Annotated in this window: 23 protein-coding genes and 1 riboswitch; of the genes, 17 read left to right on the top strand and 6 right to left on the bottom strand. The window is 39.4% G+C overall.

Annotated elements, in window-relative coordinates:
- Window positions 1–10: 10 nt before the first annotated feature.
- Window positions 11–832, bottom strand: a complete 822-nt coding sequence (locus LM917_RS01285) for a hypothetical protein (protein ID WP_232695583.1) — start codon at window positions 830–832, stop codon at window positions 11–13.
- A 109-nt stretch (window positions 833–941) separates the two neighbouring features.
- On the opposite strand from LM917_RS01285, the gene LM917_RS01280 reads away from it, so the two are divergent.
- Together LM917_RS01280 and LM917_RS01275 are read left to right on the top strand one after the other, a co-directional pair.
- Entirely contained in the window at window positions 942–1,196 is a 255-nt protein-coding gene (locus LM917_RS01280) for a hypothetical protein (RefSeq protein WP_232695582.1), read from the top strand.
- Window positions 1,197–1,204: 8 nt separating this feature from the next.
- Entirely contained in the window at window positions 1,205–2,191 is a 987-nt protein-coding gene (locus LM917_RS01275) for a YutH/CotS family kinase-like spore coat protein (protein WP_232695581.1), read from the top strand.
- A 182-nt stretch (window positions 2,192–2,373) separates the two neighbouring features.
- Here LM917_RS01275 and LM917_RS01270 read toward each other — a convergent pair whose 3' ends face one another.
- Window positions 2,374–4,863 (bottom strand): bifunctional 2',3'-cyclic-nucleotide 2'-phosphodiesterase/3'-nucleotidase, encoded by a 2,490-nt coding sequence (locus tag LM917_RS01270; protein ID WP_232695580.1) that lies wholly within the window; start codon window positions 4,861–4,863, stop codon window positions 2,374–2,376.
- A gap of 286 nt (window positions 4,864–5,149) precedes the next feature.
- On the opposite strand from LM917_RS01270, the gene LM917_RS01265 reads away from it, so the two are divergent.
- The 7 genes from LM917_RS01265 (at window position 5,150) to LM917_RS01235 (ending at window position 12,670) form a co-directional block, all read left to right on the top strand.
- The gene (locus tag LM917_RS01265) at window positions 5,150–5,755 is read left to right on the top strand and encodes a BofC C-terminal domain-containing protein (RefSeq protein ID WP_232695579.1); all 606 of its coding nucleotides are present in this window, start codon (window positions 5,150–5,152) and stop codon (window positions 5,753–5,755) included.
- 51 nt (window positions 5,756–5,806) lie between these two features.
- A riboswitch (purine riboswitch) is annotated at window positions 5,807–5,911 on the top strand.
- A gap of 283 nt (window positions 5,912–6,194) precedes the next feature.
- Complete coding sequence (locus LM917_RS01260) at window positions 6,195–6,770, top strand: xanthine phosphoribosyltransferase (RefSeq protein WP_232695578.1); 576 nt, start codon at window positions 6,195–6,197, stop codon at window positions 6,768–6,770.
- Between the two features lie 38 nt (window positions 6,771–6,808).
- A complete protein-coding gene (locus LM917_RS01255) occupies window positions 6,809–8,134 on the top strand; it encodes a nucleobase:cation symporter-2 family protein (protein ID WP_232695577.1) in 1,326 nt (441 codons plus the stop codon).
- 313 nt (window positions 8,135–8,447) lie between these two features.
- Window positions 8,448–9,236 carry an SDR family oxidoreductase gene (locus tag LM917_RS01250; RefSeq protein WP_232695576.1) on the top strand — a complete coding sequence of 263 codons (789 nt, stop codon included), beginning with the start codon at window positions 8,448–8,450 and terminating at the stop codon, window positions 9,234–9,236.
- A gap of 156 nt (window positions 9,237–9,392) precedes the next feature.
- Window positions 9,393–10,367, top strand: a complete 975-nt coding sequence (locus tag LM917_RS01245; RefSeq protein ID WP_232695575.1) for a phosphotransferase enzyme family protein — start codon at window positions 9,393–9,395, stop codon at window positions 10,365–10,367.
- Between the two features lie 97 nt (window positions 10,368–10,464).
- Entirely contained in the window at window positions 10,465–11,787 is a 1,323-nt protein-coding gene (locus tag LM917_RS01240) for a sensor histidine kinase (protein WP_232695574.1), read from the top strand.
- Entirely contained in the window at window positions 11,762–12,670 is a 909-nt protein-coding gene (locus tag LM917_RS01235) for a response regulator (RefSeq protein WP_232695573.1), read from the top strand. Before LM917_RS01240 ends, LM917_RS01235 begins: the two co-directional genes overlap by 26 nt.
- 628 nt (window positions 12,671–13,298) lie before the next feature.
- On the opposite strand, the gene LM917_RS01230 is transcribed toward LM917_RS01235, so the two are convergent.
- From LM917_RS01230 to LM917_RS01220, 3 genes are all read right to left on the bottom strand, one after another.
- Window positions 13,299–15,080, bottom strand: coding sequence for an ABC transporter ATP-binding protein (locus tag LM917_RS01230; RefSeq protein ID WP_232695572.1), 1,782 nt, complete (start codon window positions 15,078–15,080; stop codon window positions 13,299–13,301).
- Window positions 15,081–15,385: 305 nt separating this feature from the next.
- Entirely contained in the window at window positions 15,386–15,988 is a 603-nt protein-coding gene (locus tag LM917_RS01225; RefSeq protein ID WP_232695571.1) for a TlpA family protein disulfide reductase, read from the bottom strand.
- Between the two features lie 20 nt (window positions 15,989–16,008).
- Window positions 16,009–16,527: a MauE/DoxX family redox-associated membrane protein gene (locus LM917_RS01220; protein WP_232695570.1), complete on the bottom strand. Its 519-nt coding sequence runs from the start codon at window positions 16,525–16,527 to the stop codon at window positions 16,009–16,011.
- 449 nt (window positions 16,528–16,976) lie between these two features.
- On the opposite strand from LM917_RS01220, the gene LM917_RS01215 reads away from it, so the two are divergent.
- The 7 genes from LM917_RS01215 (at window position 16,977) to yajC (ending at window position 22,655) form a co-directional block, all read left to right on the top strand.
- The gene (locus tag LM917_RS01215) at window positions 16,977–17,168 is read left to right on the top strand and encodes a hypothetical protein (RefSeq protein WP_232695569.1); all 192 of its coding nucleotides are present in this window, start codon (window positions 16,977–16,979) and stop codon (window positions 17,166–17,168) included.
- A 708-nt stretch (window positions 17,169–17,876) separates the two neighbouring features.
- Entirely contained in the window at window positions 17,877–18,377 is a 501-nt protein-coding gene (gene ruvC / locus LM917_RS01210; RefSeq protein ID WP_232695568.1) for a crossover junction endodeoxyribonuclease RuvC, read from the top strand.
- Window positions 18,374–18,994: a Holliday junction branch migration protein RuvA gene (gene ruvA / locus LM917_RS01205; RefSeq protein ID WP_232695567.1), complete on the top strand. Its 621-nt coding sequence runs from the start codon at window positions 18,374–18,376 to the stop codon at window positions 18,992–18,994. Before ruvC ends, ruvA begins: the two co-directional genes overlap by 4 nt.
- Before the next feature lie 3 nt (window positions 18,995–18,997).
- The gene (ruvB, locus tag LM917_RS01200; RefSeq protein WP_232695566.1) at window positions 18,998–19,996 is read left to right on the top strand and encodes a Holliday junction branch migration DNA helicase RuvB; all 999 of its coding nucleotides are present in this window, start codon (window positions 18,998–19,000) and stop codon (window positions 19,994–19,996) included.
- A gap of 48 nt (window positions 19,997–20,044) precedes the next feature.
- Window positions 20,045–21,073 carry a tRNA preQ1(34) S-adenosylmethionine ribosyltransferase-isomerase QueA gene (gene queA / locus LM917_RS01195; protein WP_232695565.1) on the top strand — a complete coding sequence of 343 codons (1,029 nt, stop codon included), beginning with the start codon at window positions 20,045–20,047 and terminating at the stop codon, window positions 21,071–21,073.
- Window positions 21,074–21,213: 140 nt separating this feature from the next.
- Window positions 21,214–22,344, top strand: coding sequence for a tRNA guanosine(34) transglycosylase Tgt (gene tgt, locus LM917_RS01190; RefSeq protein WP_232695564.1), 1,131 nt, complete (start codon window positions 21,214–21,216; stop codon window positions 22,342–22,344).
- A gap of 20 nt (window positions 22,345–22,364) precedes the next feature.
- Window positions 22,365–22,655 carry a preprotein translocase subunit YajC gene (gene yajC / locus LM917_RS01185; protein ID WP_232695563.1) on the top strand — a complete coding sequence of 97 codons (291 nt, stop codon included), beginning with the start codon at window positions 22,365–22,367 and terminating at the stop codon, window positions 22,653–22,655.
- Between the two features lie 387 nt (window positions 22,656–23,042).
- Here yajC and LM917_RS01180 read toward each other — a convergent pair whose 3' ends face one another.
- Window positions 23,043–23,414 carry a TIGR04086 family membrane protein gene (locus LM917_RS01180; protein ID WP_232695958.1) on the bottom strand — a complete coding sequence of 124 codons (372 nt, stop codon included), beginning with the start codon at window positions 23,412–23,414 and terminating at the stop codon, window positions 23,043–23,045.
- Window positions 23,415–23,543: 129 nt separating this feature from the next.
- On the opposite strand from LM917_RS01180, the gene corA reads away from it, so the two are divergent.
- Window positions 23,544–24,521, top strand: coding sequence for a magnesium/cobalt transporter CorA (gene corA / locus LM917_RS01175; protein ID WP_232695562.1), 978 nt, complete (start codon window positions 23,544–23,546; stop codon window positions 24,519–24,521).
- Window positions 24,522–24,575: the final 54 nt, after the last annotated feature.

The following is a 24,575-nucleotide window of genomic DNA, read 5'->3' as shown; positions in this document are numbered from 1 at the left end:
CAGATCTCATTTATCCCGGGATGAAAGTGAAAGTCCCTACAAGAGCGATGCCGATTCCACCCGGGGCGGGAATGCCACCCAATATGGGGCGTCCAGTACCCTCTGCACCGTTAAAAGAACAACCAGTTCCTCCTGCATTTGAAACACCAGAGGATATGACGCCTTCGCCAGAAATGATGCCTAAATTACCACTTCCCAATCTTGATGAGGATATGACTCCATCTCCAATGATGCCAGCACCAGAACAAACGCCTGTCCCACCAATGATGCCACTACCGCCTATGAAGGAAAGACCAAGGATACCGTTACCACCTATTCCATTCCCGTTCCCATTCCCACCGAAAAAAGAGATGCCAAGACCAATGCCGCCAAGACCGATGCCATAGCCACTACCACCGAAAAAAGAGATGCCTAGACCACTGCCGCCAAGACCGATGCCGTTCCCACTACCCCCGACAAAAGAGATGCACAGACGAATGCCGCCAAGACCGATGCCAAAGCCACAACCACCGAAAAAAGTGATGCCGAGACCAAAGCCGCCAAGACCGATGCCATAGCCACTACCACCGAAAAAAGAGATGCCTAGACCACTGCCGCCAAGACCGATGCCGTTCCCCCTCCCACCGAAAAAAGAGATGCCGAGACCAATGCCGCCAAGACCAATGCCACCTAGACCTGTACCACCTATGATGCCGTTCCCAATCCCTATCCCAATCCCAATACCGTATTGTCCACCGGAGCCACGTATGCCAGTGTGCCCTCCACCTATGAAGATGCATCCGTGCCCTGATTCATACTCATCTACTAATGTATGGAGTGAGTCATTAAGCAAACCAGAGTCCACGTCTTTTGTTGATTGTACAATATCTAGCTCCAGTAGTATGAAAAAAGCGAAAAAAGAAGTGTGCGAAGAAAGATACCCGACTGCTAGGAAAAAAGAGATGAGTTGCGACAGCATGGAAGCTGGTCAAGATTATTACGGAAGACGTCATCGACACCATTACGATCCGTATTCCTATTGTCCGCCTCATCGAGCCTATCCTGTACCTCCGATGATGGAGTATGAACAACGAATGCCTTATCCTGGTCAAGGAGATTCACACGCTTTTCCTCCACCTACTCCGTACCATACCACACAGGATCTCTGGCCACGCTGGGATAGAGGACATGATGAATCCTCGTCCTCTTCGTACTGAGTAATTGTATGGATAGTTATACAATAACAGCTCTTGAAAACGCCTTTCGCTGCAAGATACATTCTGTTAAACCACTACGGAGCGTTTATTCTATTAAAACTGACCGAGGCGACTGGATCGTTAAGGAATACAGGAATGAAGAAAAGGCTTTGTGGGTAACGAATTTGTCAGATATATTATTGGATCAAGGGTTTTTTCAGACGGTACAGTATGTGGGGAATCGTAGTCATCACTGGGTGGAGCCTATAGGAAATCGTTTTTTCACAGTCATGAAGACAATTCATGGTAGGGAAGCGACATACTCTTCGAAATCCGATATTAAAAAGTCAGTTGCGACGTTAGCGAAATTTCACCGGGCAGCAGAGGGATTTCCTCCTGATCCTACGACAGTTAACAATGAGGGCAGACCTCCGCTTTTAGAAAAATGGGAACGAAGATTGGACCAATTCCAAAAAATTTCAAAAAAAATTAGTGTAAAAGGTCCTCAGAACCGTTTAGAGACCATAATCAGTAACCTATCAAAAGAGATAAAAAGAGATGGGTACGAAGTTATGCAGCTTGTTCATCACATGCCCATTCAAGAGCAGATGCAACACGCCATAGATTTGGGGACGCTTGCTCATCGTGATGTAGCCAGTCACAACTTTTTAATAAAAGAATCGGGAAGTTGCTATCTGATTGACCTAGATACAGTTGCTCCAGATATGCAGCTAGTTGACTTAGTCCAGATTTTGCACCGCTTACTCTTCTTACACGGTTATAGCAGGAGAGTCTATTATGATACGATCGAAGCGTATCAAAAAATAAAACCATTATCCGATCAAGAAATACAGATGGTGTTTCAGTTACTGCGTTATCCTGATAATGCTTTACGTGAAATTACAGGGATATATGGGAAACAGCCAGGATATAGAGTCAATGGAGTTACGCAACTATTGCAGATGGAGCAGCAATGGAAAAAGGCGCGCAGAAAGTTCCTGAATCAGTACTCCTGAAGAAAGGTTAATAAGAAAAACTTCTATCGAAGTCTTTTCGAAGAAGCTGGTCCTTCTTTAGCGGAAGTTTTTCATGCGTATCAGGGTGAGAAGCTCCGAAGCTTTATACTTTCTGATACAGTAAGAATAAAAAACCAACCACTTCAATGAAAAATGAAGTGGTTGGTTCTATCTAGCGAGGATTATTTAATGGTTACTTGAAAAGTTTCTTCCAACAATCCAGCAGTCAGATACAGACGATCATCAACTAGATCAGTTTTGGCATCAACTTTTTTACCATTAACAGTTACAAATTCATCACCAATAACGTGTACCAATGTAACAGTACCTTTAGTAAGAGTAACTGTTCTTGTGCTGTGCTCATAAGTTACTTTAATTCCGTTAGCATCACCAACAGAACGAACTGCAACTAATCGGTTAGGATCAGCTTTAGGCTCTTCTTTTTTAGGCTCTTCTTTTTTAGGTTCTTCTTTTTTAGGTTCTTCTGTTTTAGGCTCTTCTTTTTTAGGTTCTTCTGTTTTAGGCTCTTCTTTTTTAGGTTCTTCTGTTTTAGGCTCTTCTTTTTTAGGTTCTTCTGTTTTAGGCTCTTCTTTTTTAGGTTCTTCTGTTTTAGGCTCTTCTTTTTTAGGTTCTTCTTTTTTAGGCTCTTCTTTTTTAGCTTCTTCTGCTTTAGCTTCTTCAGTTTGGGCAGGAGCAGCTACTGTAGATTTAGAAAGATCGATGCTGTATTTTGCGAATCCATCTGCTGCTTCACCAACATATTTGATGTGATCAAATTTGTTAGCATAATCTTTAGCTTTAGGAGAAGAAACGAAAGTCAAGTTTACATCGCCTTTGATTGGTGCAAAGCCCCAGTTGTTATCAGCAGAAGGGTTGAATGTTTTTTGTTCTCTCAGGTAGTTGATTACAACTTCACGGTTTTCTTCTGGAGAGTCAATGATTACAGTTGAACCATCCATTTTAGGGAAGTTTCCGCCACCGAAAGCACGATAGTTGTTTGTTACGATGATGAATTTTTGAGCTGGATCAATTGCTTTTCCTTCAAATTGAAGGTTCACGATACGGTTAGCATCCTTGTTAACCAGGTTACCTTTTGTATCGTATTTATTAGGTTGAGTAACATCTACTTCATAAGTTACGCCATCCAACGTATCGAAGTTGTATGTTGGGAAAGTAGCATCTACAAGCTCTTGTTCTTCTTTTTTGTTCGGATCAATTTGTTTGAATTGACCAGCTGCACGCTCTAGGTAATCTTTCACAGTAGCGCCATCAACTTGAACAGCTTTGATTGTATTTGGATATAGATAAAGGTCAAAAGCACTCTTAACTGCCATTGTTCCTGCTTTGATGTCTGTGTAGTATTCTACACCGTTACGTCCGCCTGCTTTAAATGGAGCAGCAGAAGAAAGGATTGGAAGACCTTCATATTCAGTACCTTGAACTGCTTTTTCAGCCCACCATTTTTGTGCATTTGAAACCACTTGGACAGATGGATCGTCATTAACTAATGCAAAGTAACTGTTGATATCTGCAGTAGTTTCACCGATTGGGCCACGAATGTAATCGATTGCACCAGCATGTTCATCTTTAACCGCTTCTACAATTGCCTTGTCAGCCTCAACAAGAGCTTTTTTGGCAGTAGCGTCATAGATTGGACGAGCTTCTGTTTTTGTGTCAACAACATCCCATTTACCATCAATTTGTTTCAATGTAAGGTCGATAACACCTAGGTGATCGCCCCAGTATCCAGGCATTACAGAAGGTACACCATTGATTGTTCCTTTTTCTAAATCAACGCCTTCTTTACCTTCGAAATCTTTGCTAGGGAATAGTTTGTGAGAGTGACCAAACATGATCGCATCAATGTCAGCTACTTTGCTCAAGTAAGCAACAGAGTTCTCGTCCATTCCTTTCGCAGGAAGATCTTCGAAACCGGAGTGAGGAACAGCAATAACAACATCTGCACCTTTTGCTTTCATTTCAGGAACGTATTTTTTTGCGCTTTCTACGATATCTTTCGCGATTACTTTACCTTCTAGGTTAGCTTTGTCCCAAGTCATGATTTGTGGTGGAACAAAACCGATAACGCCTACCTTAACAGTAGCTTCTTTACCATTCTCATCTACTACTTTTTTGTCGATGATTTTGTAAGCATCAAATAGAAGCTTATCATTGTCAGGATTCTTATCCTTGTCATCAACATATACGTTAGCGTTTACATAAGGGAATTCAGCTCCAGAAAGAGAAGCTTTAAGGAAGTCTAAACCATAGTTGAACTCGTGATTACCAATATTCCCTACATCATAATCCATTAGGTTCATTGCTTTGTATACTGGGTGAATTTCACCAGTTTTCAAGCCTTTTTGGTTCATGTAATCACCTAGTGGATTACCTTGAATCAAGTCACCGTTGTCAAACAGCATGCTGTTCTTTACTTCAGTGCGAGCATTTTTTACCAGCGTAGCTGTTTTTGCCAGACCGAATGAATCGGTAGGTCCATCTTTGTAATAATCATAGTTCAGTACGTTTACGTGAATGTCTGTTGTTTCCATTAGACGAAGCTTTACAATACTTTCGCCTTCAGCAGCAGACGCTTGCGCCGTTGGTAGAACGAAAACGCTCAGTGCCAAGGAAGAGGCAAGCAAGCTATTCACATACTTCTTCTTACTCAAAATGGTGTTCCCCCTTAATAGAATATTAATGAGATTTTGACAGTTTTGATCATATCACATCTTTACCTGTTTAAACAGATTAAATATGGATAATTTCAGGTCTTTACAAAGTTTTAACAAGTGTTAATCGGCTGTTTTTGGAAGAAAAGAGTCTTTCTTTTATTAATAAAATATAATTTTTCTTCTATTCTATAAGTGTTCGGTATTTTCAAATGAGCAAGGGTAGTATAAAAGCTTAATGAATTGGAGAAAATAGGAAAAAACCGTCTGAAGGGGTTTTTCCATTATGTTTAAACAATTCCGTTTCCGAACAATTAATAGAAAACTGTTTTTGTTCGTTCTCATGATTGGAATTGGAGTATTCTTGGGTGTTTGGTTATCCCAGTTGGGAGGAGCCTTTCAAGCATCCCTGGAGGCTTCCAAAGAACAAAGAACGATATCAGAAAAAGAAAGTGTCCCAGTATTCTCTAGCCCTAGACAGCTAGTATTAACTCGCACATATATTTGTGGAGTGGAGAATGAAGAGAGAGTAGAAACAAACGTTACCTCGATGGAACAACTATTAAAACCATATCAGGGATGGCGTTTAGTCTCGATAAATCAAGATGAGATTGTCCTACATAAAGATGAAGAGGATTTGGCACCAATCTGTAAACAAAAGGGGTATTTTGGACTCTCTCCTGATGGCTTTCTGACCTTGTTTGAGGGATTACCTGACGATCAGAAAGCAATTCAAACCTTTTATCGAATCAATACAGATCGACTAGAAGCTAATCTTACGAAAGCTGAACTCGATCAATTGTATAAGGGTATTCGAATTTACGATTTAGCAGATTATAACAGCATTCTCTCTTCGTTAAGTGAGTTTCAACGTGATCAATTGGTAAATTAATTGAGAGCTTAGATGATGCTTGTCGAACAGCTTCGGGTATGTTAAAGTGTACCTAATCAATTTGATATGTCTCGTATAATTCATGGGGATATGGCCCATAAGTTTCTACCAGGTGACCGATTATTTTACCTGACTACGAGTGGACATGCATCTAGGGTTCCGTTTTGTTGAACGTGACGTAGAAGCGAGGAGTGATAGGAGAGTTGCTCTCTATCATTTGTACTCGTTTTTTCTTCGTTATGGAGGCTAAAAGTCTGGACCAAGCGTTGCAGGTTTACTGATTTTTTGGTCAGTAGGCTACACCTTAGGGATAAAAACCCAGAAGGACAGGTTTCACTTGAGTGGTTATGTTTTCGTTCAAGTGTCTTGTCCTTTTGGGTTTTTAATTTTTTCAAAGATTATGGAGCATCGCAGAACAGAAAGGGGTTACTTTTACGTTATGAAAGAGTTACAAGAGAGAATTTGTCAGAATGGAATTGTCTTATCAGATTCCGTACTAAAAGTAGACGCCTTTTTGAATCATCAAGTGGATTCAGCATTGGCTATGAAAATTGGTCAGGAGTTTGCTAAACATTTTGGGGATAAAGAAATTACGAAGGTATTGACGATTGAAGCAAGCGGAATTCAATTTGCTTTGGCAACAGCATTCGCACTAGGCGTTCCGTTTGTCTATGCGAAAAAGAAAAAAGCGGTAACACAAACAGATGAGCTATATACAGCATTTGTCCATTCATTTACAAGACAAGAAACGTATCAAATTAGTATACAAAAGCGTTACTTGCAAAAGGGTGAACGAGTTCTGATCGTTGATGATTTCCTGGCGACTGGAGCAGCGCTGATAGGCTTATGCGATATTGTACAAGATGCAGAAGCAGAGTTGGTTGGTGTAGGCTGTGTAGTTGAAAAGAGCTTCCAGGAAGGTAGAGGTTTACTTGAGCAACGTGGGGTAGCAATTCATTCATTAGCTCGAATTGAGTCTATGTCACCAGATACTGGTATTCAATTTATTGATTAATAAATTATAGAAACATAGAGGAGTAAGGAGAGAAAAGGATGTTAAGCAAGCAAAGAATTTTTGCGCTCGGTTTTCAACAAGTATTAGCGATGTATGCAGGTGCTGTCGTTGTTCCTTTGATTATCGGACAAGCACTGAACCTTACTCCACACCAGATGGCGTATCTGATAGCAGCAGATTTGTTCACATGTGGACTAGCTACCTTACTTCAAGTATATGGTGGTAAGTATATCGGTGCAGGGTTACCAGTTATGCTAGGATGTACATTTACAGCAGTGGGACCAATCATTGCAATTGCTAGTACAAGTAATCTGGCTACTGCTTACGGTGCCATCATCATTTCAGGTATTTTTGTATTTTTGTTTGCTCCTTTATTTGGTAAGCTACTCCGCTTTTTCCCGAAAGTTGTTACAGGTACGGTTGTTACTATCATTGGATTATCTTTGATCCCGGTAGCGATGAAAAATGCAGCAGGTGGAGAAGGAGATCCTACATTTGGTTCACCAACGAATCTGATACTTGCACTTCTGACACTATTATTAATCCTGTTCGTTAACCGCATGTTTACTGGATTCATTCGTTCGCTCTCTGTACTAATTGGACTCATTGCTGGTACGATGGTTGCTTACTTGCTAGGCATGGTTAGCTTTGGCTCAGTTACAGAAGCCTCATGGGTGAGTGTTGTACAACCATTCTATTTTGGTACACCTGAGTTTAACATTTCCGCTATTTTGACGATGATACTGGTTAATATGATTAGTATGGTTGAATCTACTGGGGTTTATTTTGCAGTAGGAAAGGTAACCGATCAAAAGATTGAGAAAAAGACTGTCGTAAAAGGATTGCGTGCAGAAGGCTTAGCGATCACCATGGGTGGGGTTTTCAATGCGTTCCCTTACACTGCATTTTCTCAAAACGTAGGGCTTCTCTCCCTAACTGGAATTAAAGGTCGCGAAGCAATTATGGGTGCAGGTGCGATTTTGGTCGTGCTTGGTATGCTGCCGAAGCTGGCTGCTTTAACGACTGTTATTCCTAATGCTGTATTAGGTGGCGCAATGATTGCTATGTTCGGTATGGTTGTAGCGTCGGGCGTTAACATGTTGTCTGCTGTTGATCTGAAAAAGAATGAAAACATGCTGATTATAGCGTGCAGTATTGGTGTTGGACTAGGCTCTGCTGTCGTTCCACAAATGTTCGAGCAACTACCAATCATTTGGCTGCAAATGCTTTTGCAAAACGGTATTGTTACTGGTTCCATTACAGCTATTGTTCTTAACTTGCTATTAAATTTCCAAAGTGTAAAAGATGAAGGAAACCAGCAACCTGTCATAAAAACACAACCAAGTAATACAGTTTCCGTGTAAAGGTAAGGAAATCGAAACAGCTTTATTTCAAGCAAAATGCTAAAAGGCTACCTAATGTAGATGTTCGCAATAAGACGGATATCAATCAAAAGCGGGTGAGGATTTTCCTCCCTCGCTTTTTTCTTTGGGAGTAAGTTAAGTACTGGAATTCAGTTCGAATATTCCAACTCCTCTGATTGCTTTAGGATATAAGATGTGACAAGATAAATATGAGTAGTGATACGATTGTAGTTGAGTTTATATTGAAGGACAGGATAGGGATGCAGAAAGTAAATTTCTCGCATCCCTATTTTTATATGAAAGGAGAAATAGTATGGATTTGAAAAATAGAAATATTTTAATTACAGGAGTGAGCCGTCCCGAAGGAATAGGAACAGCGATTACCAAGAAATTGGCAGGGGTAGGAGCAAATGTTGTCATTCATGGCTTTTCCACTTATGATGAAGCACTGAATTATTCAGATGCATCCAATGATTTCTCCCATCATCTGGCTAGAGAATTATCGGAGAAAGGCTATCGGGTGATTTCGTTATCACCTTCTGACCTTTCTATAAAGGGTGTGCCTGAACATGTGATAGCAGAAGGTGCAAATAAACTGGGATATCTTGATGGTCTGGTTTTAAATCATGCCTATTCTGTAGAAGCTCCCATTGGGGAATGGACAATGGAGAATATTGACGCCCATTTAAACGTAAATGTGAGAGCGTCTATGCTAATGATCCAGACCTTTTCCGAGCAAATTCCAACTGGTAAGGACGGGGCAATTACTCTGTTTACTAGCGGACAGTATTTAGGTCCGATGACCAACGAAATAGCATACGCGGTTTCGAAGGAAGCAATTATTGGGCTATGTAAACAAGCAGCAGTAGCTCTTGCACCTCAACATATACGTGTGAATTGCATTAATCCAGGTCCAGTGGACACAGGCTATCTTACGGGTGAAGCTTATGAGAAAGTTGCACGTATGTTTCCATCTGGACGTTGGGGTACTCCAGAAGATGCTGCTAAATTGGTTCATTTTCTGCAAAGCGATTATGCGAGCTGGATTACTGGTGAAATAATAGCAAGTGAAGGTGGGTTTAGAAGAGATGGTAATGGATAGATGCGCTCCTATTGTGCACTGTGCATGAAATATCATCAGGTAGAAGGAACTGTAATCTGGTATAATGAACTCTATGAATTGAGTCAAAATTATGAAAACAATACGCAGGTTAATAGTCAGTAACACTCATTCTATTCTGCGAAGGAGCGAGAATTTATGGAAGTGTCCGTTGCTCTTGTATTTACCAAAGATATTATTTCTGAAGGGGCAGATCGGTTTGGGGTTACCGTATCGGGGAAGCCACTGGGTGATTTTGAAAACTATATATTTGAAGCCGAGCGTGCGGGAATCAAATATGTACTGCGTTTTACCCATTCTTCCCATCGTACAGAGGAGGAAGTGAAGGCAGAAATGGAATTCCTCACTCATTTGGCAAATGGTGGGGCTCATGTAGCAACCCCTATATTATCTCGACATAATCAGGAAGTGGAGACAGTTCGTGCAAACGATGGCTCGCTATTCTATATAGCCTTATTTTCCTATGCTCCGGGATCAAAAGTAGATTGGAAAAACAACCAAGTCTGGAACGATGACTTATTTTATGAATGGGGAAAAACGATTGGTCAACTTCATCGTCTAGCCACGAATCTGCCCAAAACAATAGCTAGAATACACGGAATACAGGAAGAACTGAATCGGATCATGCTACTCCCTGAAGATGACCCAGTCAAGGCGTATGGATTGGAACTGATTGAGAAAATAAAAGAGCTTCCTGTTAATCCAGAAAGCTACGGATTGATACACAGTGATATACACCTTAATAATTTTCATTACGATAACGGCAAATTGACTGTATTTGATTTTGACGATACCATTTACTATCACTACATTCATGACTTGGCTATAGTAGTTTATTACTCTACATGGAGATCAGGAGAAACCGTTGAAGAAAGATCAAAGTTCGCTCGTCACCAATTACGTCTTTTGAAAAAAGGGTATGAAACAGAATATAAACTGGATGACAAATGGTATGAAGAGATTCCTCTCTACTTATTGATGAGAGACGTCTCCTTATATGCGATCATCTATCTTAAGTTTAGGGATCAGTTGATGCCAGATCATATTAAAACAGTATGCGATGCTATTACACAACGAATCCAAAAAAGAGAACCTTTAGTGAAACTGGATTAAAAGTGACAAAAATACTTGCTCAGCTGTTTTAACTAGGGGTAAAATGATTGAATATACTGTATATTTAATTAATTTTATCCCTGTTAGGGGGCAAGAGATGAGACGCTGGCTTCTCATTGTATTTGGAATTTCTCTCATCACAGCAATTACGAGTGAGGTAAAGATTACGCCGTTCTTCGGAGCATTTCGACTCAGTTTGGGAACTGCTTGTTTTTTCTTTTTATTATTATGGTATCTTCCGGCTAGATTGCCGCTTGTTGGCTTAATAGTCGGTTCTTTTGTTTCATTTTTCAGGGTAGTGGAAGATATGCTACTTGGTACGGATATTTTATGGACGGAGAGTATATACACCCATTCACCTGCTGCCTGGTTTTATTTTTCCTTTGCCAGTTTGCTTCATGTAATTCGGGTCTCCAGATTGCGCCCTTCTCCTATGCTACTTGGTTTTATTGGGGGCATTATTGATTGTATCTCCAATATTGTTGAATTGGTAGCACGCAAATGGATAGAAGCTGGTGATGTTGTTTGGATGGACAACCTACCTGCGCTCCTGTTAATTGGTTTTTTGCGCAGTTATTTGGTAGTCGGTTTCTATACCATGCTTGAAATGCGCAGAATTCGTGCCATTAGTGCTGAAAAGGATAAACGGATGGAAAAAATGCTCTTGATCCACTCCCAACTCCACCAGGAACAATTGTATATACATAAAATGATGGAACAAGTGGAACAAATCACAATGGAAAGTTATCTACTTTACCGAAAACTATCAGGAGATAGCAGGTCCAAACAAGCATTATCACTGGCGGAAAAAATTCATGAGGTGAAAAAAGATGCACAAAGGCTTTCGGCAAGCCTTTCACAGTTCATGAAGCAGGAAACAATGGTGCAAAACATGTCTATCCCCGATATTATTTCGCTCGTGACGAAATCAAATGAATGGTATGCAGAAGAGTTACAAAAAAATATTCAGTTTAAGGCAGAGGTATCTAGTCCCTTATCAACCCAGCGCCATTATTCACTTCTATCCATTATTAATAACCTAGTGGCAAATGCAATAGAAGCAATTGATCATGAAGGAACTGTGATAATCAGGGCTAAGTTGTATCAGCAATACCTCCTGATAGAAGTAGAAGATGACGGTCCAGGAATTAATCAGGATGACGTGGGATTGGTTTTTCAACCAGGATATACAACCAAATATGATACACAAGGGAATGCTTCTACAGGGATTGGCCTGGTGCACGTAAAATCATTAGTGCACGAACTGTCGGGGACGATAACTTTACAAGGGAATTCTGATGGAGGGATGCTCTTTCGGATCATGTTGCCCCTAGCTCCTCTGCAGATACATAGAAAGATGAACCACCAAACAAGCAGATGGAGGGATACTAAAGATGATCACCTTCTTTCTAATGGATGATGACGTGGCTTTAAGACGTATGCTCTCTGCAATGATTGAAGATTATGATTTAGGAGTTAATATCGGTGAGGCATCAGATGGATCTGGTATGGAAACATCGATTGTGAGGTTAAAACCTGATATCCTTCTGCTTGATATGCTAATGCCCGAACAAGATGGAATTGAGACAATCAGGAGATTACGTTCGTTAGGTTTTACTGGCAAGATTGTTATGTTATCACAAGTGGAACATCCTGATTTGGTAAGCGAGGCTTATGATCAAGGAGTGGAGTTTTATATTAAAAAACCGTTAAACCGCATCGAAGTGGTTGCTATTCTGAGAAAAGTGATGGAAAGAATTCAGCTCGAACAATCCATTCAACAAATTCGCAGATCACTTGCCTGGATAGGAGGGGGAGCGATTACCCCCATGCCTGAAAGAAGAATAAGCGTAGCGGATTGTGCCAGATCTCATCTCAGTCAGTTGGGTGTGGTAGGGGAAGCGGGTAGTAATGATATCGTCAGGATTATGGAGTATCTGCTTGGGACTCAGGATATTTGGCAAGAAGGCAGATTCCCTGCACTGAATGATCTATATGCAGCTATTTTACCTTCAGGTTTAGATGAAGAGGTGGTTCATAAGGAGAAAAAGGCTCTCGTACAGCGAATTCGTCGAACTGTTATTCAAGCATTGCGTAATGTATCTTCTCTTGGACTAGCAGATTATGGACATCCTGTTTTTGAAACATATGCTACAACCTACTTTGATTTCGCAGATGTTCGTCAGAAGATGCGGGAATTAGAAGGGGAAAGCAATGTTTCCAAGGTTAGGCTAAATTTAAAAAAGTTCCTGTTCGCCCTCTATCTTGATGTAAAAAAAGAAATCAAGGTAGTTTCCAAATAGGAAAGTAGTAAGTGTATGTTGAAGTTGATCGATTAATAAAACAAGGTAATATGATATCTATTATGTTTGGGGCGACATCCAGACGATTTATTACATTCAAGCAAACCTAATTAGATGATGATGAGAATCCAGTACCCAAAACTGAGATCATAGTCTTCGAATAGACTGTAAAAACAAAAAAATAAACTAAGAGGTGATCGCTTCTCGTTTTTCAATCGGGAAAGTTGGGAAGCGTTCTCCGTAATAGTAATTGATATACTTAGTTATACCAGTCCTCATATGAGCAATGAACGATTCAGTGCAGGTGTTGTAAAAAGTAGTTTCCACATCTTAGGTGATTGTCACGAAGATTGTTAAGATCGCTTCAGTTTTGAACTCGCTGTTAAGAACAACCAGAAAGACAATAGTGGGGGGCGATTTGTCTGGTATTACTCATATGTTTTTCAATACGTAATCATACTGCCTCTTTCTTCGTTCTTTTTCATAACGATTAAATGATTACCCTTTATTAGATGGCAAAAAGAAATCCCCTTCGGTCAATAGTGATGAGTTCGTAATAACTTGAACTACTTTTTCACTATCCACCTTAAGGGGTGAATATCCTACACTATTAATAGGGTCATTCTTTTTATTTATTAAACCATTCTGATTGAATTTTATACATACGAAAATATTCTTTTTCAAGTTTTAACAACTCATCATGTGTTCCTTGCTCAATAATACTCCCATCTTTCATTACAATTATTTTATCTGCTAATTTAGCTGCGGCCATGCGATGAGAAATATAAATAGCAGTTTTATTTTTTGATAGTAATTCAAATTGCTTGTAAACCTCGATTTCTGCTTTTGGATCTAGGGATGCAGTTGGTTCATCAAGAATTATTATTTCGCCTTCTTTAAATAACGCTCGTGCTAATGCTATCTTTTGCCACTGGCCACCTGATAAGTCTTCACCGTCATACAAAAATCTTCCAAGATAGGTTTCATAGCTCTTAGGGAGTAACTCAATAAATTTGCTAGCACCACTATTAATTGAAGCTTCTTTCATTTTGTCCTCGTTATTTATGTTTGTAATATCTCCGAAAACTATGTTATCCCTTACTGAAAACTCGTACCTCATAAAATCTTGAAAAATAACAGTTATATACTTTCTAAGGTCAGTTTCTTTGATATCATTGATACAATGATTATCGAAAGAAATGGTTCCTTTTGTCGCTGGATAGAGACCCATTAAACATTTTACTAGTGTGGTTTTACCAGAACCATTCTCTCCAACAATTGCAATTTTTTCTCCGGCAGATATTGTAAATGAAATGTCTTTTAAAATGTAATTATCATTGTTTGCATATTTAAAATGAAAATTTTTCACTTGTATCCCTTGTTTTAGTGGATTTGGGAAATTTAACTTGCTATAATCTTGGTCGTTATCAATATTATTAAACTCAGTAAATTTAAAATAATCTTCAAGATATAGATTTTCTTCTGTTATACTTGCTAAGGATTCTGAAATATTATTTATTGCTGATTGACTCGCTTGTACAGCCTGGCCAATAGCTACAAAGTCGCCTATTTTAACCTGGGTTTTTGTAATTAACCAGATAATTATTCCAGCGGAAGAAGAATAAAATAACGTAGTTAATGCATCCAAACTAACATTAAGGAATTGTCTTTTTCTCATAAGTTTTAAATTTAGATTTTCATTTACTAAATACTTTGAAGACCAGTGTTTTATAAGGTGACCACCTAAATTAAATAATCTAATTTCTTTAGCGTTTTGTCGATCTTGCAAAAGATATGAAGTATAATTTACTTCTCTAGCTAGAGGGGTTTGATTTAAATGAAACATAAACATCTGATTACCAAATTTATAATTAAAAATGAAATAGGGTATTGCTGCTAATAAGCTTAATAATACTAAACTCCAATGTATACTCCATAAGTAAATCATAATGGAAGAAAGTACTATAGTTTCTTGTAATATTTTAAAAATACTGTTTATTGGAGAGATAAATCTAACTCCTTGGCTCCCGCTAATTCTGTCTAAGTGATTATAGAACTCTGGAAGGTCAAAGTAGTAAAAAGGAACAGAGGTTGTCTTTTTAAAGATTTTGATTTGTAAAACATGATCTAGCTTTACTTGAAATTTGCGATCTATATATATTTGAACATTTTTTAAAACCGATGATATTACTATTAATGAAAATTGCAAAAGGAGAAAGGTAAAAGAGTAACTTTTGCTTGAGGATTCGCCTTCAATAAGCGAAAGTACCGAATTTATTAATTCTTTTGTAATCCATATACTTAGAACTGGTATTAACCCATTAACTATAGAAAAAAGGACAGTGATTAAAATCCAAAATTTACCTATTGGCCAAATTATATTTAGTGCTTTTTTAAAATATAAAAACATTATGCCTCAATCCTTGTTTAATAATATATTTTTACTATTCGAATGAGAAAAGCCCCTTCAGAAATAGGGGCTTTTTTATTGTTTAAGTAGTCGCTGAAAATATTATGCAGTTTGTGGACACTTATCGTAACAACCTTTTGGACTAGTCCAAATATAGCACTCTTTGCAAGCGGTAGTGTTTTTAACAGTTTGACTAAAGTACCATGGCTTGCTTTTTGAACAACTGGAACGACGTTCACATACTGTTACTACACAACCATCACACACATTTTTACTCATTTTGAATCACCTCCTCTCAACTGAATTTATGAAACATTAGACCCAATATCAAATCTTAAATATTTTTGAACAGCATCAATATGCCCTCTAAAGGTTCCGTAAATCCTCCCGTTTGGCTGAACTATAATAAGAGAAGGGAAAGAAAAGATGCCCATATTATCTAAAATTTCTTCACTAACTATATAGCTTTTACTTGTTAAAGCATGAACCATATTCAAATGTTTTTTTACATCGTCCTCACCAAATCCGTTTGGGGTATATGTGAATATAATAAGTTCTGGTAATAGATTATCTAATTTGTAATTTGCAAGTGTGTTCAGTGTTGCCTCACAAGGAGTACAACCTGTCCCTGTTATAAGAATTAATTTTTCATTATCGGAAATAACGCTTAATTCCTCTGGTTTATTTAATAGAGAATTTATTAAAGTAATTTGGGGAAACATTTCATTATAGGTAAGGTTAGATGATATAGTGTCTTCGTCAATTTTTGTTACGCTAGAATGATCCTTGATTGAATCTAAATAATGTTTCGTTATTTTGGTTTGTTTGAAAATAAAATAGATAATGATTAATAAAAGGACAATGGATATAGATGTCAATAATGAACTAAAAATAATTAAATCGTTCAAAGTAAATTTCTCCTTTATGTTTAGTTATTTGTAATTTCATTTAAAACATTTTTTGTTCGGTATATTAGTTGATAACTAATTAATGCTAGCAGTACTATAATTTGCGAAAATAGTATATTAGTAAAACTTAAATCATTAAAGTAAGGGATGAAGAAATTGATTGATAAAATAAGCATGAGTAATAAATTTCTAGCTGGAATTTTCATACTAATTATTTCATTTCCTAAAAAACCACCACAATTACATTTGATTTTTTCTCTTTTTAGTAATTTTTTAATTACCATAATATTAAAAATTAATAGTAAAATAATTAGTGAAGTCGTTGAAATGATATTATATTTTGGAAAAAGTAAACAAATACCTAAACTTATTTCGGAAATTATTATTGAAAAAGAAATTGAAAGCATTATTACTTTGTTTTTTGTACTCATAAATAAGCTAGTTGTATTTAAAAATTCTTTTAAATTTATAATTTTTGATATCCCGGAACTAACAAAGATGTTTAGTATCAGCAGATTAAATAGTAGAGATATATTCATCTAGCGACATCCTTTTTTGTTAAATTTATACATATATTACTATATTTATTGTTTAAGTGTCAATAAAAAATAGAGAATAATATAAAATATGTAAAATGATGTCGTTTATCAATTAATAATTATTCCGATAGATTCAAATAAATTAAATGTAAAAATGTATGAGAGCAAAATATTTAATAGGTACTTATTCAATAGGAGGAACAATAAGAGGTGCTAAGTTTCTCATCGTGCATGGATTGTTGTCACAAAATAGTTAAATGCTAGTAAGTGTTTTTTTAAAAGTCTTCTATCATGTTGAGGGTTTTTGTAGAAGAAATAATAAGTATCAATGCTATAAGTCTTGTAGGAAAAGTGGGTTGCAATAAAATAGTTAAGCTAGTTGGATACATAGTGATAGGTGACTATTCGCATACTGATATGAGACGGCATAACAAAGGAGGAGTTCTTGTATGTCTTCAATGTCTAGGGGAAGCTACAAAGACCAATACCACCAGCGTTTGTACGTTCAATTGAATCAGGGGCACAATAAGCTGAACTATCGTCGTATCAATAATATTCAGGAACAGATGCAAAGCAGTGTGGACGAATTCGCTCACTTGCAACATGATGCCTCTGATGCCCTTGGTCTGAACAAACATTAATATGCCGCTCGATCCTGACCTTCTTTTAGAGGAAGCGTCAGGGGGAAACAGCCTGTCAGAGAGAAATCTCGGCAGGCTGTTTTGTTTTTCTTTTAATGACAACTGTAGTGAGTAGCAGAAGAAGCACATTTTTTGTCTGTGAACTCGGTTAAGGTCCCGCAAGGGAGCTATGACTATCCGCTACACAGTAAAGAGTGCGGAAAGTGCAAAAGGTAGAGAATGCTACGAAGTAGCTCATGGGTTGCACTTTTTAACCCGCACTCTTTGCTGCGTAGCTAGGTAGGACCTTAAATAGTTCTGGACAAAAAATGTGCTTCTTCTGCAAACTGGTGCAGTGAAAAAAACACGAACAAACACATCAGCATGAAAAACCAGCTTCTCTTTTCACACAGAGCGTCTTGGCGAAGCCCGACCCAGCGGAGCACTGTTCATCGGGATAAAAAAGCGAAACCCAGCAAGTCTTACAGTGAAGACATCGTTTTGAGCTTTCTAGGGTGAATAGTGCGGAGCGGACAGTCAATCCCCATATGGGGCGAAGACTTTTAGCGAAGTGTGAAAAGAGAAGCTGGTTTTCTCCACTATAGTAGGAAGAAGACGATCTTTTTTCATTGAACCCAGCTATGGACTTACACACAAATACACGTTCGCTTTTCCCATCGTTTATGTTAAAGTTATAAGAAGACATGTTTTACGAAGCGGAGAGAAGATATGCGTATATTAGGAATAGATCCGGGAATTGCCATAGTGGGATTCGGATTTGTTGATAAAGAGGGTAGCAGATTAATACCAGTTCAATACGGGAGCATTCAGACGGAGGCTCACACGCCTGTTCCGTTGCGCTTACGTCAGGTTTATGATGCTACAATAGAGTTGTTAGATACGTTTAAACCAGATGAGATGGCTGTAGAGAAGCTATTCTTTAATCGCAATGTAACCACTGCTTTTACAGTTGGACAGGCGAGGGGCGTCATCATTCTGGCAGCAGAGCAGAAAGGCGTTCCGGTATATGAATACACTCCTATGCAGATCAAGCAGGCGGTAACTGGATATGGCGGTGCCGAAAAAAAACAAATACAAGAAATGGTACGAATGCTATTAAAATTAAAGCAAGTACCCAAGCCGGATGATGTGGCAGATGCGCTTGGTGTTGCCATCACGCATGGACAGAGTCGGACGTATTATCAGATATCGGAAGGTGCGAAAAAATGATTGATTTTGTTGAGGGTATCATAAGCTATATCGATACAGACTGTGTGGTTGTTCATGCTGGTGGATTGGGGTATCGAGTTTTTTGTCCCAATCCTTACTTTTATGTAAAGGATGAAGGGAAAAGTGCTCGTCTTTATACACATCATCATGTGCGTGAAGATGCCATGCATCTATATGGTTTTCCATCAAGAGATGAGCGTGATTTATACCGTAGGTTACTCGATGTAAATGGTATTGGTCCTAAAGGCGCATTAGCTATCCTTGCAGGAGCAACACCAGAACAGATTGTAACGGCAGTTCAGCAAGAGAATGTGAATTATCTGACCAAGTTCCCTGGCATTGGGAAAAAGACTGCCCAACGGATGATTCTGGATTTGAAAGACAAATTGAAAGATTTCACTCCATCCATGGTAGTAACCAATGCTCCAACCTCCCTTTTAAATGACGGATTAACCTACCAAAATGCATTGGAGGAAGCATTACAAGCATTGATGGCACTCGGTTATTCTGACAATGAAACACAGTCGATCAGACCGCAGCTACTCACGACTTCAAAATCAGGAGCAGGAGTGGAACAGTTGATTAAACAAGGGCTAGCGCTCTTGATGAGGGGATAATGTATGGAAAATCGGATCATAACGAACCACATGGAGTGGGAGGAAGATTCCAATGAATATAGCTTACGTCCGCGTTTTCTGTCTGAATATATTGGGCAACAACAAGTAAAAAACAATTTACGAGTATTTATCGAAGCGGCTAAAATGCGCAAGGAAGCGTTGGATCATGTACTCTTGTACGGACCTCCAGGCTTAGGAAAAACCACCTTGTCCCAAATTATTGCTAACGAGCTTGGTGTGAATATCAAGACCACCTCTGGACCAGCCATCGAGCGCCCGGGTGATTTGGCGGCTATTTTAACCAATCTACAGGAAAATGATGTACTGTTTATTGATGAGATCCATCGCTTAAACCGGAGTGTAGAAGAGGTTCTATATCCTGCGATGGAGGATTTTGCTCTTGATATCATAATCGGAAAAGGACCGAGTGCTCGTAACGTTCGCTTAGATCTCCCGCCATTCACCTTGATTGGAGCGACTACAAGAGCAGGGCTTCTTTCTGCCCCGCTTCGTGACCGTTTTGGCGTCGTTAGTAGACTGGAGTACTATACAGAGGAAGAATTAGCTTACATTGTTACGCGTGCTGCAGATATTCTTCAAGTAGGCATGCAGGAAAGCGGAGCAATAGAAATAGCTAAGCGTTCTCGTGGGACCCCGCGAATTGCGAATCGTTTGCTGAAGAGGGTTCGTGATTTTGCCCAAGTACAGGATCAAGCGATGATTACAGAAGATCTTGCACATGAAGCATTGGTTCGCCTACAGGTGGATGCACGCGGTCTTGATCATGTTGATCATAAGTTGCTTCTTGCCATCATTGAAAGATTTGCCGGAGGCCCGGTTGGACTGGACACAATTGCGGCAACAATAGGAGAAGAATCACAAACCATTGAAGATGTATATGAACCGTATTTATTACAGATTGGTTTCATGCAGCGTACGCCTCGTGGGCGCATTGTGACACCAGCTTGCTATGAACACTTACAGCGTCCCATGCCTGAGTAGCGAGAGTAGCAGCTAATTGGATAGTTGATAAAAGGAGATTAGAGTAACGTGGATGTAAAAGAGTATGATTTTGACTTACCAGAAGAACTGATTGCACAGCATCCTCTTCGTGATCGAACCTCTTCTCGATTGCTTGTACTAGATAAAAAATCAGGGGAAGTGGCGCATCGTCAGTTTACTGACTTGATTGATTATCTGGAACCAGGAGATGTGCTGGTTGTGAACGATAGTCGTGTTCTTCCTGCCAGATTGATCGGAGAAAAGAAAGATACTGGGGCTAATATTGAGCTGTTGCTTCTTAAACAATTGGGAGATGACCGTTGGGAAACATTAGTGCGTCCAGGTAAACGTGTAAAAGTCGGGACAGAAGTGGTGTTTGGAGATGGAATGCTTCGCTGTGTATGTGAAGAAATCACACCTACTGGTAGCCGAATTGTTCGTTTTCATTACGAAGGGATCTTTTATGAAATACTGGATCGATTAGGCTCAATGCCTCTCCCACCTTATATTCATGAACAGTTAGAGGATCGGGAGCGCTATCAAACCGTATACTCCCGTGAGCTAGGTTCGGCAGCAGCACCAACTGCCGGTTTGCACTTTACAAAAGAGTATCTAGAAAAAATCGAATCCAAGGGCGTTACTCTTGCGTATATAACATTACATGTGGGACTGGGTACTTTTCGCCCTGTGGAGGCAGATACCATAGAGGATCATGTCATGCACGCAGAATACTACGAAGTAACTCAGGAGTCGGCTAATATTGTGAATCAAGCGAAAGCTGCTGGTAAAAGAGTGATAGCAGTAGGAACAACATCGTGCCGAACATTGGAAACGATTGCGAGAGAGCATAATGGACAGCTGGTGGAACAGTCAGGCTGGACAGATATTTTTATCTATCCTGGCTATACTTTTTCGCTCATTAACGGATTGGTAACGAATTTTCATCTACCTAAATCAACGCTGGTGATGCTAATTAGTGCATTAGCAGGACGAGAGCATGTAATGAATGCTTATGCAGAGGCAATTGCTAAGCGTTATCGCTTTTTTAGCTTTGGAGATGCCATGTTGATTAAATAATCGTATGTTTATGAAGTAATGCGTTACTTTTTTATTGGATTTCTTGTGCTTAGCCTGCGGAGCTTTTATAATAGGTAAGACGTAGGGAAAACATGTTAAGAATATGTGATGCTTTACATCTGAGTGAGGAGTGCAAAACTTTGGCAGTACGCTATGAACTAATTAAAACTTGTAAGCAGACAGGCGCACGCCTTGGACGAGTCCATACGCCACACGGGTCTTTTGAAACACCGGTATTTATGCCTGTAGGCACACAAGCAACTGTTAAAACGATGAGTCCTGAAGAAGTAAGCGGCATGGGTGCTAACATTATTTTAAGTAATACCTACCACCTTTTCCTTCGACCAGGTCACGAGATCGTGAAGGAAGCAGGCGGTCTGCATAAATTCATGAACTGGGATGGTGCTATCCTAACAGATAGTGGAGGATTCCAGGTTTTTAGTCTGAGCAACTTGCGTAAGATTACGGAGGAAGGTGTTTCTTTCCGTTCTCATCTAAATGGTGAAAAGTTGTTTATTGGACCAGAAGAAGCGACTCAGATTCAAAATGCATTGGGTTCCGACATTATGATGGCTTTTGACGAGTGTGCCCCGTATCCAGCCGAATACGATTATGTGAAACATTCGATGGAAAGAACAACTCGTTGGGCAAAACGTTGTTTGGATGCCCATCAGCGTAAAGAAGATCAGGCGCTGTTCGGAATTGTGCAAGGTGGTATGTACAGAGACTTGCGTGAACAGAGTGCTCGTGAGCTAGTAGAACTTGATTTTCCAGGTTATGCGATCGGAGGATTAAGTGTAGGGGAACCATTCCCGCTCATGTATGAAGTCCTTGATTATACAGTTCCATTGTTGCCGGATAGTAAACCACGCTATCTGATGGGAGTTGGCTCTCCAGACGCGCTGATTGAAGGGGCGATGCGTGGGGTTGATATGTTTGACTGTGTGTTACCAACCCGAATTGCCCGCAATGGTACATGTATGACTAGCCAAGGTCGTCTGGTCGTACGCAATGCAAAATATGCACGTGATTTTACACCACTTGATCCGGCATGTGATTGCTACACTTGTAAAAATTATACACGAGCTTACATTCGCCATCTTATCAAGGCGGAGGAGACGTTCGGTATTCGTTTGACAACTCATCACAATCTCCATTTCCTGATTAAACTGATGGAACAAGTAAGACAGGCTATTCGCGAAGATCGCCTGGGAGATTTCAGAAACCAGTTTTTTGCTCAATACGGATTGGGTGAAAATAGATCTTTCTAAAGAAATAAGGAGGCTAACACATGCAAGAATTTGCAGGGCTATTGCCCATCATTATTATGTTTGTTATCTTTTACTTTTTGCTTATTCGTCCTCAACAAAAACGTAATAAACAACGCAACGCAATGCTAGGAGCATTAAAAAAAGGTGATCGTGTTGTAACAATTGGAGGAATGCATGGTACCGTTCAGGATTTGACTGATGATACAATGATCCTTAAAGTAGCTCACAACGCACACATCACTTTTGATCGTGGTTCAGTTAACTCTATTCTTGCATCAGAGCCTACTTCTGCTGAACCTGCGGAGGAGTAAAATATAGGTAAAAAGCTGCCAATAAGGCAGCTTTTTTACTGTATCAGAAAGTATAAACTTCGAAGGTTCACTTCCTGATACGCATGAAAAACATCCGCTAAGGAAGTACCAGCTTCCTCGAAAGGACTTCGATAGAAGTTTTTCTTATTTCATAAAGTGTAGGAAATCTGTAATAATTAGTAATAGCAATGCTACTCAACAGGTTTCAAGAATTTTCTTATCTGGTTTATTATGAACGAAGATCGCAATATTTCTTACTTGACCGTCGTTAGAAATCTACTGTGCGTGAAAAAGCATGATGGCCGGCGTAGCTTCCTTGGAACTGTCAATAGAAGCGAAGCCGACCATCATGCTTTTACCATCTCACTAGAACAAGTGTAGAACGTCTCACCGACGATTACTAGAATTAACTCCGAACACGCCGCCAATAGCTGCTATAACGAATGCAAATATTGTATAAAGCAGCGTGTTTAACTCTAGAGGTGCATCGAAGCCAAGAAAGCCGATTAATAGCACCAGTAAGAAATAACCAAGACCGGCCAAACCACCATAGTACCAGCCGCGGACACCACTTTTACGACCTGTTACATAGCCACCAATTAGAAGACTGATGACATTAATTGCATAACTGAAATAAGGGAGGGAACTCTCTTGAATATCGCTGAAGGATAGAAGAAGGGCGGTTATGATCGAGCCCAATAAGACAAGTCCCAGAGTTAAAAAAAGTCCGGTCATAACCGAGGTGGAATGACTACGCATATGTATCCGTCCTCTCACAATTCAATCTTGCTATCATATATATGAGAGGCTTGGCAAGCTTATTCATTCTTGATTGAATAACGTGCCGAATTTTCGTATGATGAATATGAAAAAAACGGGGGTGGGAAAATGATTAAAACTTATTTTTACAATCATTCTGAGCAGAGGATGTCTCACGATGTAGATCTAACAAAGAAGGATGAATGGTTGAAATCTCCCGAAGACTTGGTGTGGATAGATTTATATGATGTAGGTAACGATGAGCTTCATTACATTGCAGATATTTTTGAGTTTCACCCATTGGCGATAGAAGACTGTCTGCATGTAAGCCCTAGAGCAAAAGTGGATAAATATGATGGATATTATTTCTTCGTATTCCATGCTCTTCGTTATAACGAGGAAAGTGATACCGAGGTCACGACGGTTGAGCTGAATGTATTCTTGGGTCCCAATTACATCGTGACCATCCATAAGTCACCGATGAATACCATTGGTCGTATTGCTGCACAGTGTCACCGTAGTAATGCTCTGATGAATCGAGGTCCAGATTATTTGCTCTATGCGATTGTCGATGGGATTACCGATGAATACTTCCCGATCATGGACCGTCTAAGCGTGCGTATTGACGAATTGGAAGATGAAATTTATGAGCATCAGACGGAAGAAATTACGGAAGAATTCCTTGCCTTAAAGCGAACATTGCTCTTAATCAGGCGTGTAATCATGCCTCAGAAGAGGATTTTCGCCAATGTAAATGGACGATATTCCTTTGATATTTCGGAGGGAAATGTACCTTTTTATATTGACTTAACCGACCATCTGGAGCGAATCGCAGACTCAACAGAGATCTATCGGGACCTGGTTAACGGTACACTTGATACGTATTACACCATTATTACAGGTAGAAGCAATGAAACAGTACGAGTTCTGACCATCATTTCAACTGTAATTTTACCTCTTACTTTTATCACCGGTATTTTTGGAATGAACACGTTTGCCTGGCTTGGAGAAGAGGCAGAACCGATTATGTTTGTCATTGCGTTTGGTTCAATGATTCTGCTTACTGTCTGGATGGTGTATGTGTTTAAAAAGAAAAAATGGCTGTAAGATAATATCGAGTAGGATAGGCAACGATAGGAAAACAGAGGGACGCATAATCAG

Source organism: Brevibacillus daliensis (assembly GCF_021245735.1).
In the GTDB taxonomy this organism is placed as follows: Bacteria; Bacillota; Bacilli; order Brevibacillales; family Brevibacillaceae; genus Brevibacillus_B; species Brevibacillus_B daliensis.
Note: the sequence above shows the minus strand (reverse complement) of the source record. Positions and strands in the feature narration are given on the sequence as shown.

Excerpts from the sequence above, each read along its gene's own strand:
- LM917_RS01255 (WP_232695577.1), top strand. The coding sequence starts at position 6,809 with ATGTTAAGCAAGCAAAGAATTTTTGCGCTCGGTTTTCAACAAGTATTA.
- LM917_RS01250 (WP_232695576.1), top strand. The coding sequence starts at position 8,448 with ATGGATTTGAAAAATAGAAATATTTTAATTACAGGAGTGAGCCGTCCC.
- LM917_RS01240 (WP_232695574.1), top strand. The coding sequence starts at position 10,465 with ATGAGACGCTGGCTTCTCATTGTATTTGGAATTTCTCTCATCACAGCA.
- LM917_RS01230 (WP_232695572.1), bottom strand. The coding sequence starts at position 15,080 with ATGTTTTTATATTTTAAAAAAGCACTAAATATAATTTGGCCAATAGGT.
- yajC (WP_232695563.1), top strand. The coding sequence starts at position 22,365 with ATGCAAGAATTTGCAGGGCTATTGCCCATCATTATTATGTTTGTTATC.
- LM917_RS01215 (WP_232695569.1), top strand. The coding sequence starts at position 16,977 with ATGTCTTCAATGTCTAGGGGAAGCTACAAAGACCAATACCACCAGCGT.
- ruvB (WP_232695566.1), top strand. The coding sequence starts at position 18,998 with ATGGAAAATCGGATCATAACGAACCACATGGAGTGGGAGGAAGATTCC.
- LM917_RS01245 (WP_232695575.1), top strand. The coding sequence starts at position 9,393 with ATGGAAGTGTCCGTTGCTCTTGTATTTACCAAAGATATTATTTCTGAA.
- LM917_RS01220 (WP_232695570.1), bottom strand. The coding sequence starts at position 16,527 with ATGAATATATCTCTACTATTTAATCTGCTGATACTAAACATCTTTGTT.
- ruvA (WP_232695567.1), top strand. The coding sequence starts at position 18,374 with ATGATTGATTTTGTTGAGGGTATCATAAGCTATATCGATACAGACTGT.
- LM917_RS01235 (WP_232695573.1), top strand. The coding sequence starts at position 11,762 with ATGATCACCTTCTTTCTAATGGATGATGACGTGGCTTTAAGACGTATG.
- LM917_RS01275 (WP_232695581.1), top strand. The coding sequence starts at position 1,205 with ATGGATAGTTATACAATAACAGCTCTTGAAAACGCCTTTCGCTGCAAG.
- corA (WP_232695562.1), top strand. The coding sequence starts at position 23,544 with ATGATTAAAACTTATTTTTACAATCATTCTGAGCAGAGGATGTCTCAC.
- LM917_RS01280 (WP_232695582.1), top strand. The coding sequence starts at position 942 with ATGAGTTGCGACAGCATGGAAGCTGGTCAAGATTATTACGGAAGACGT.
- LM917_RS01260 (WP_232695578.1), top strand. The coding sequence starts at position 6,195 with ATGAAAGAGTTACAAGAGAGAATTTGTCAGAATGGAATTGTCTTATCA.
- ruvC (WP_232695568.1), top strand. The coding sequence starts at position 17,877 with ATGCGTATATTAGGAATAGATCCGGGAATTGCCATAGTGGGATTCGGA.
- LM917_RS01265 (WP_232695579.1), top strand. The coding sequence starts at position 5,150 with ATGTTTAAACAATTCCGTTTCCGAACAATTAATAGAAAACTGTTTTTG.
- LM917_RS01180 (WP_232695958.1), bottom strand. The coding sequence starts at position 23,414 with ATGCGTAGTCATTCCACCTCGGTTATGACCGGACTTTTTTTAACTCTG.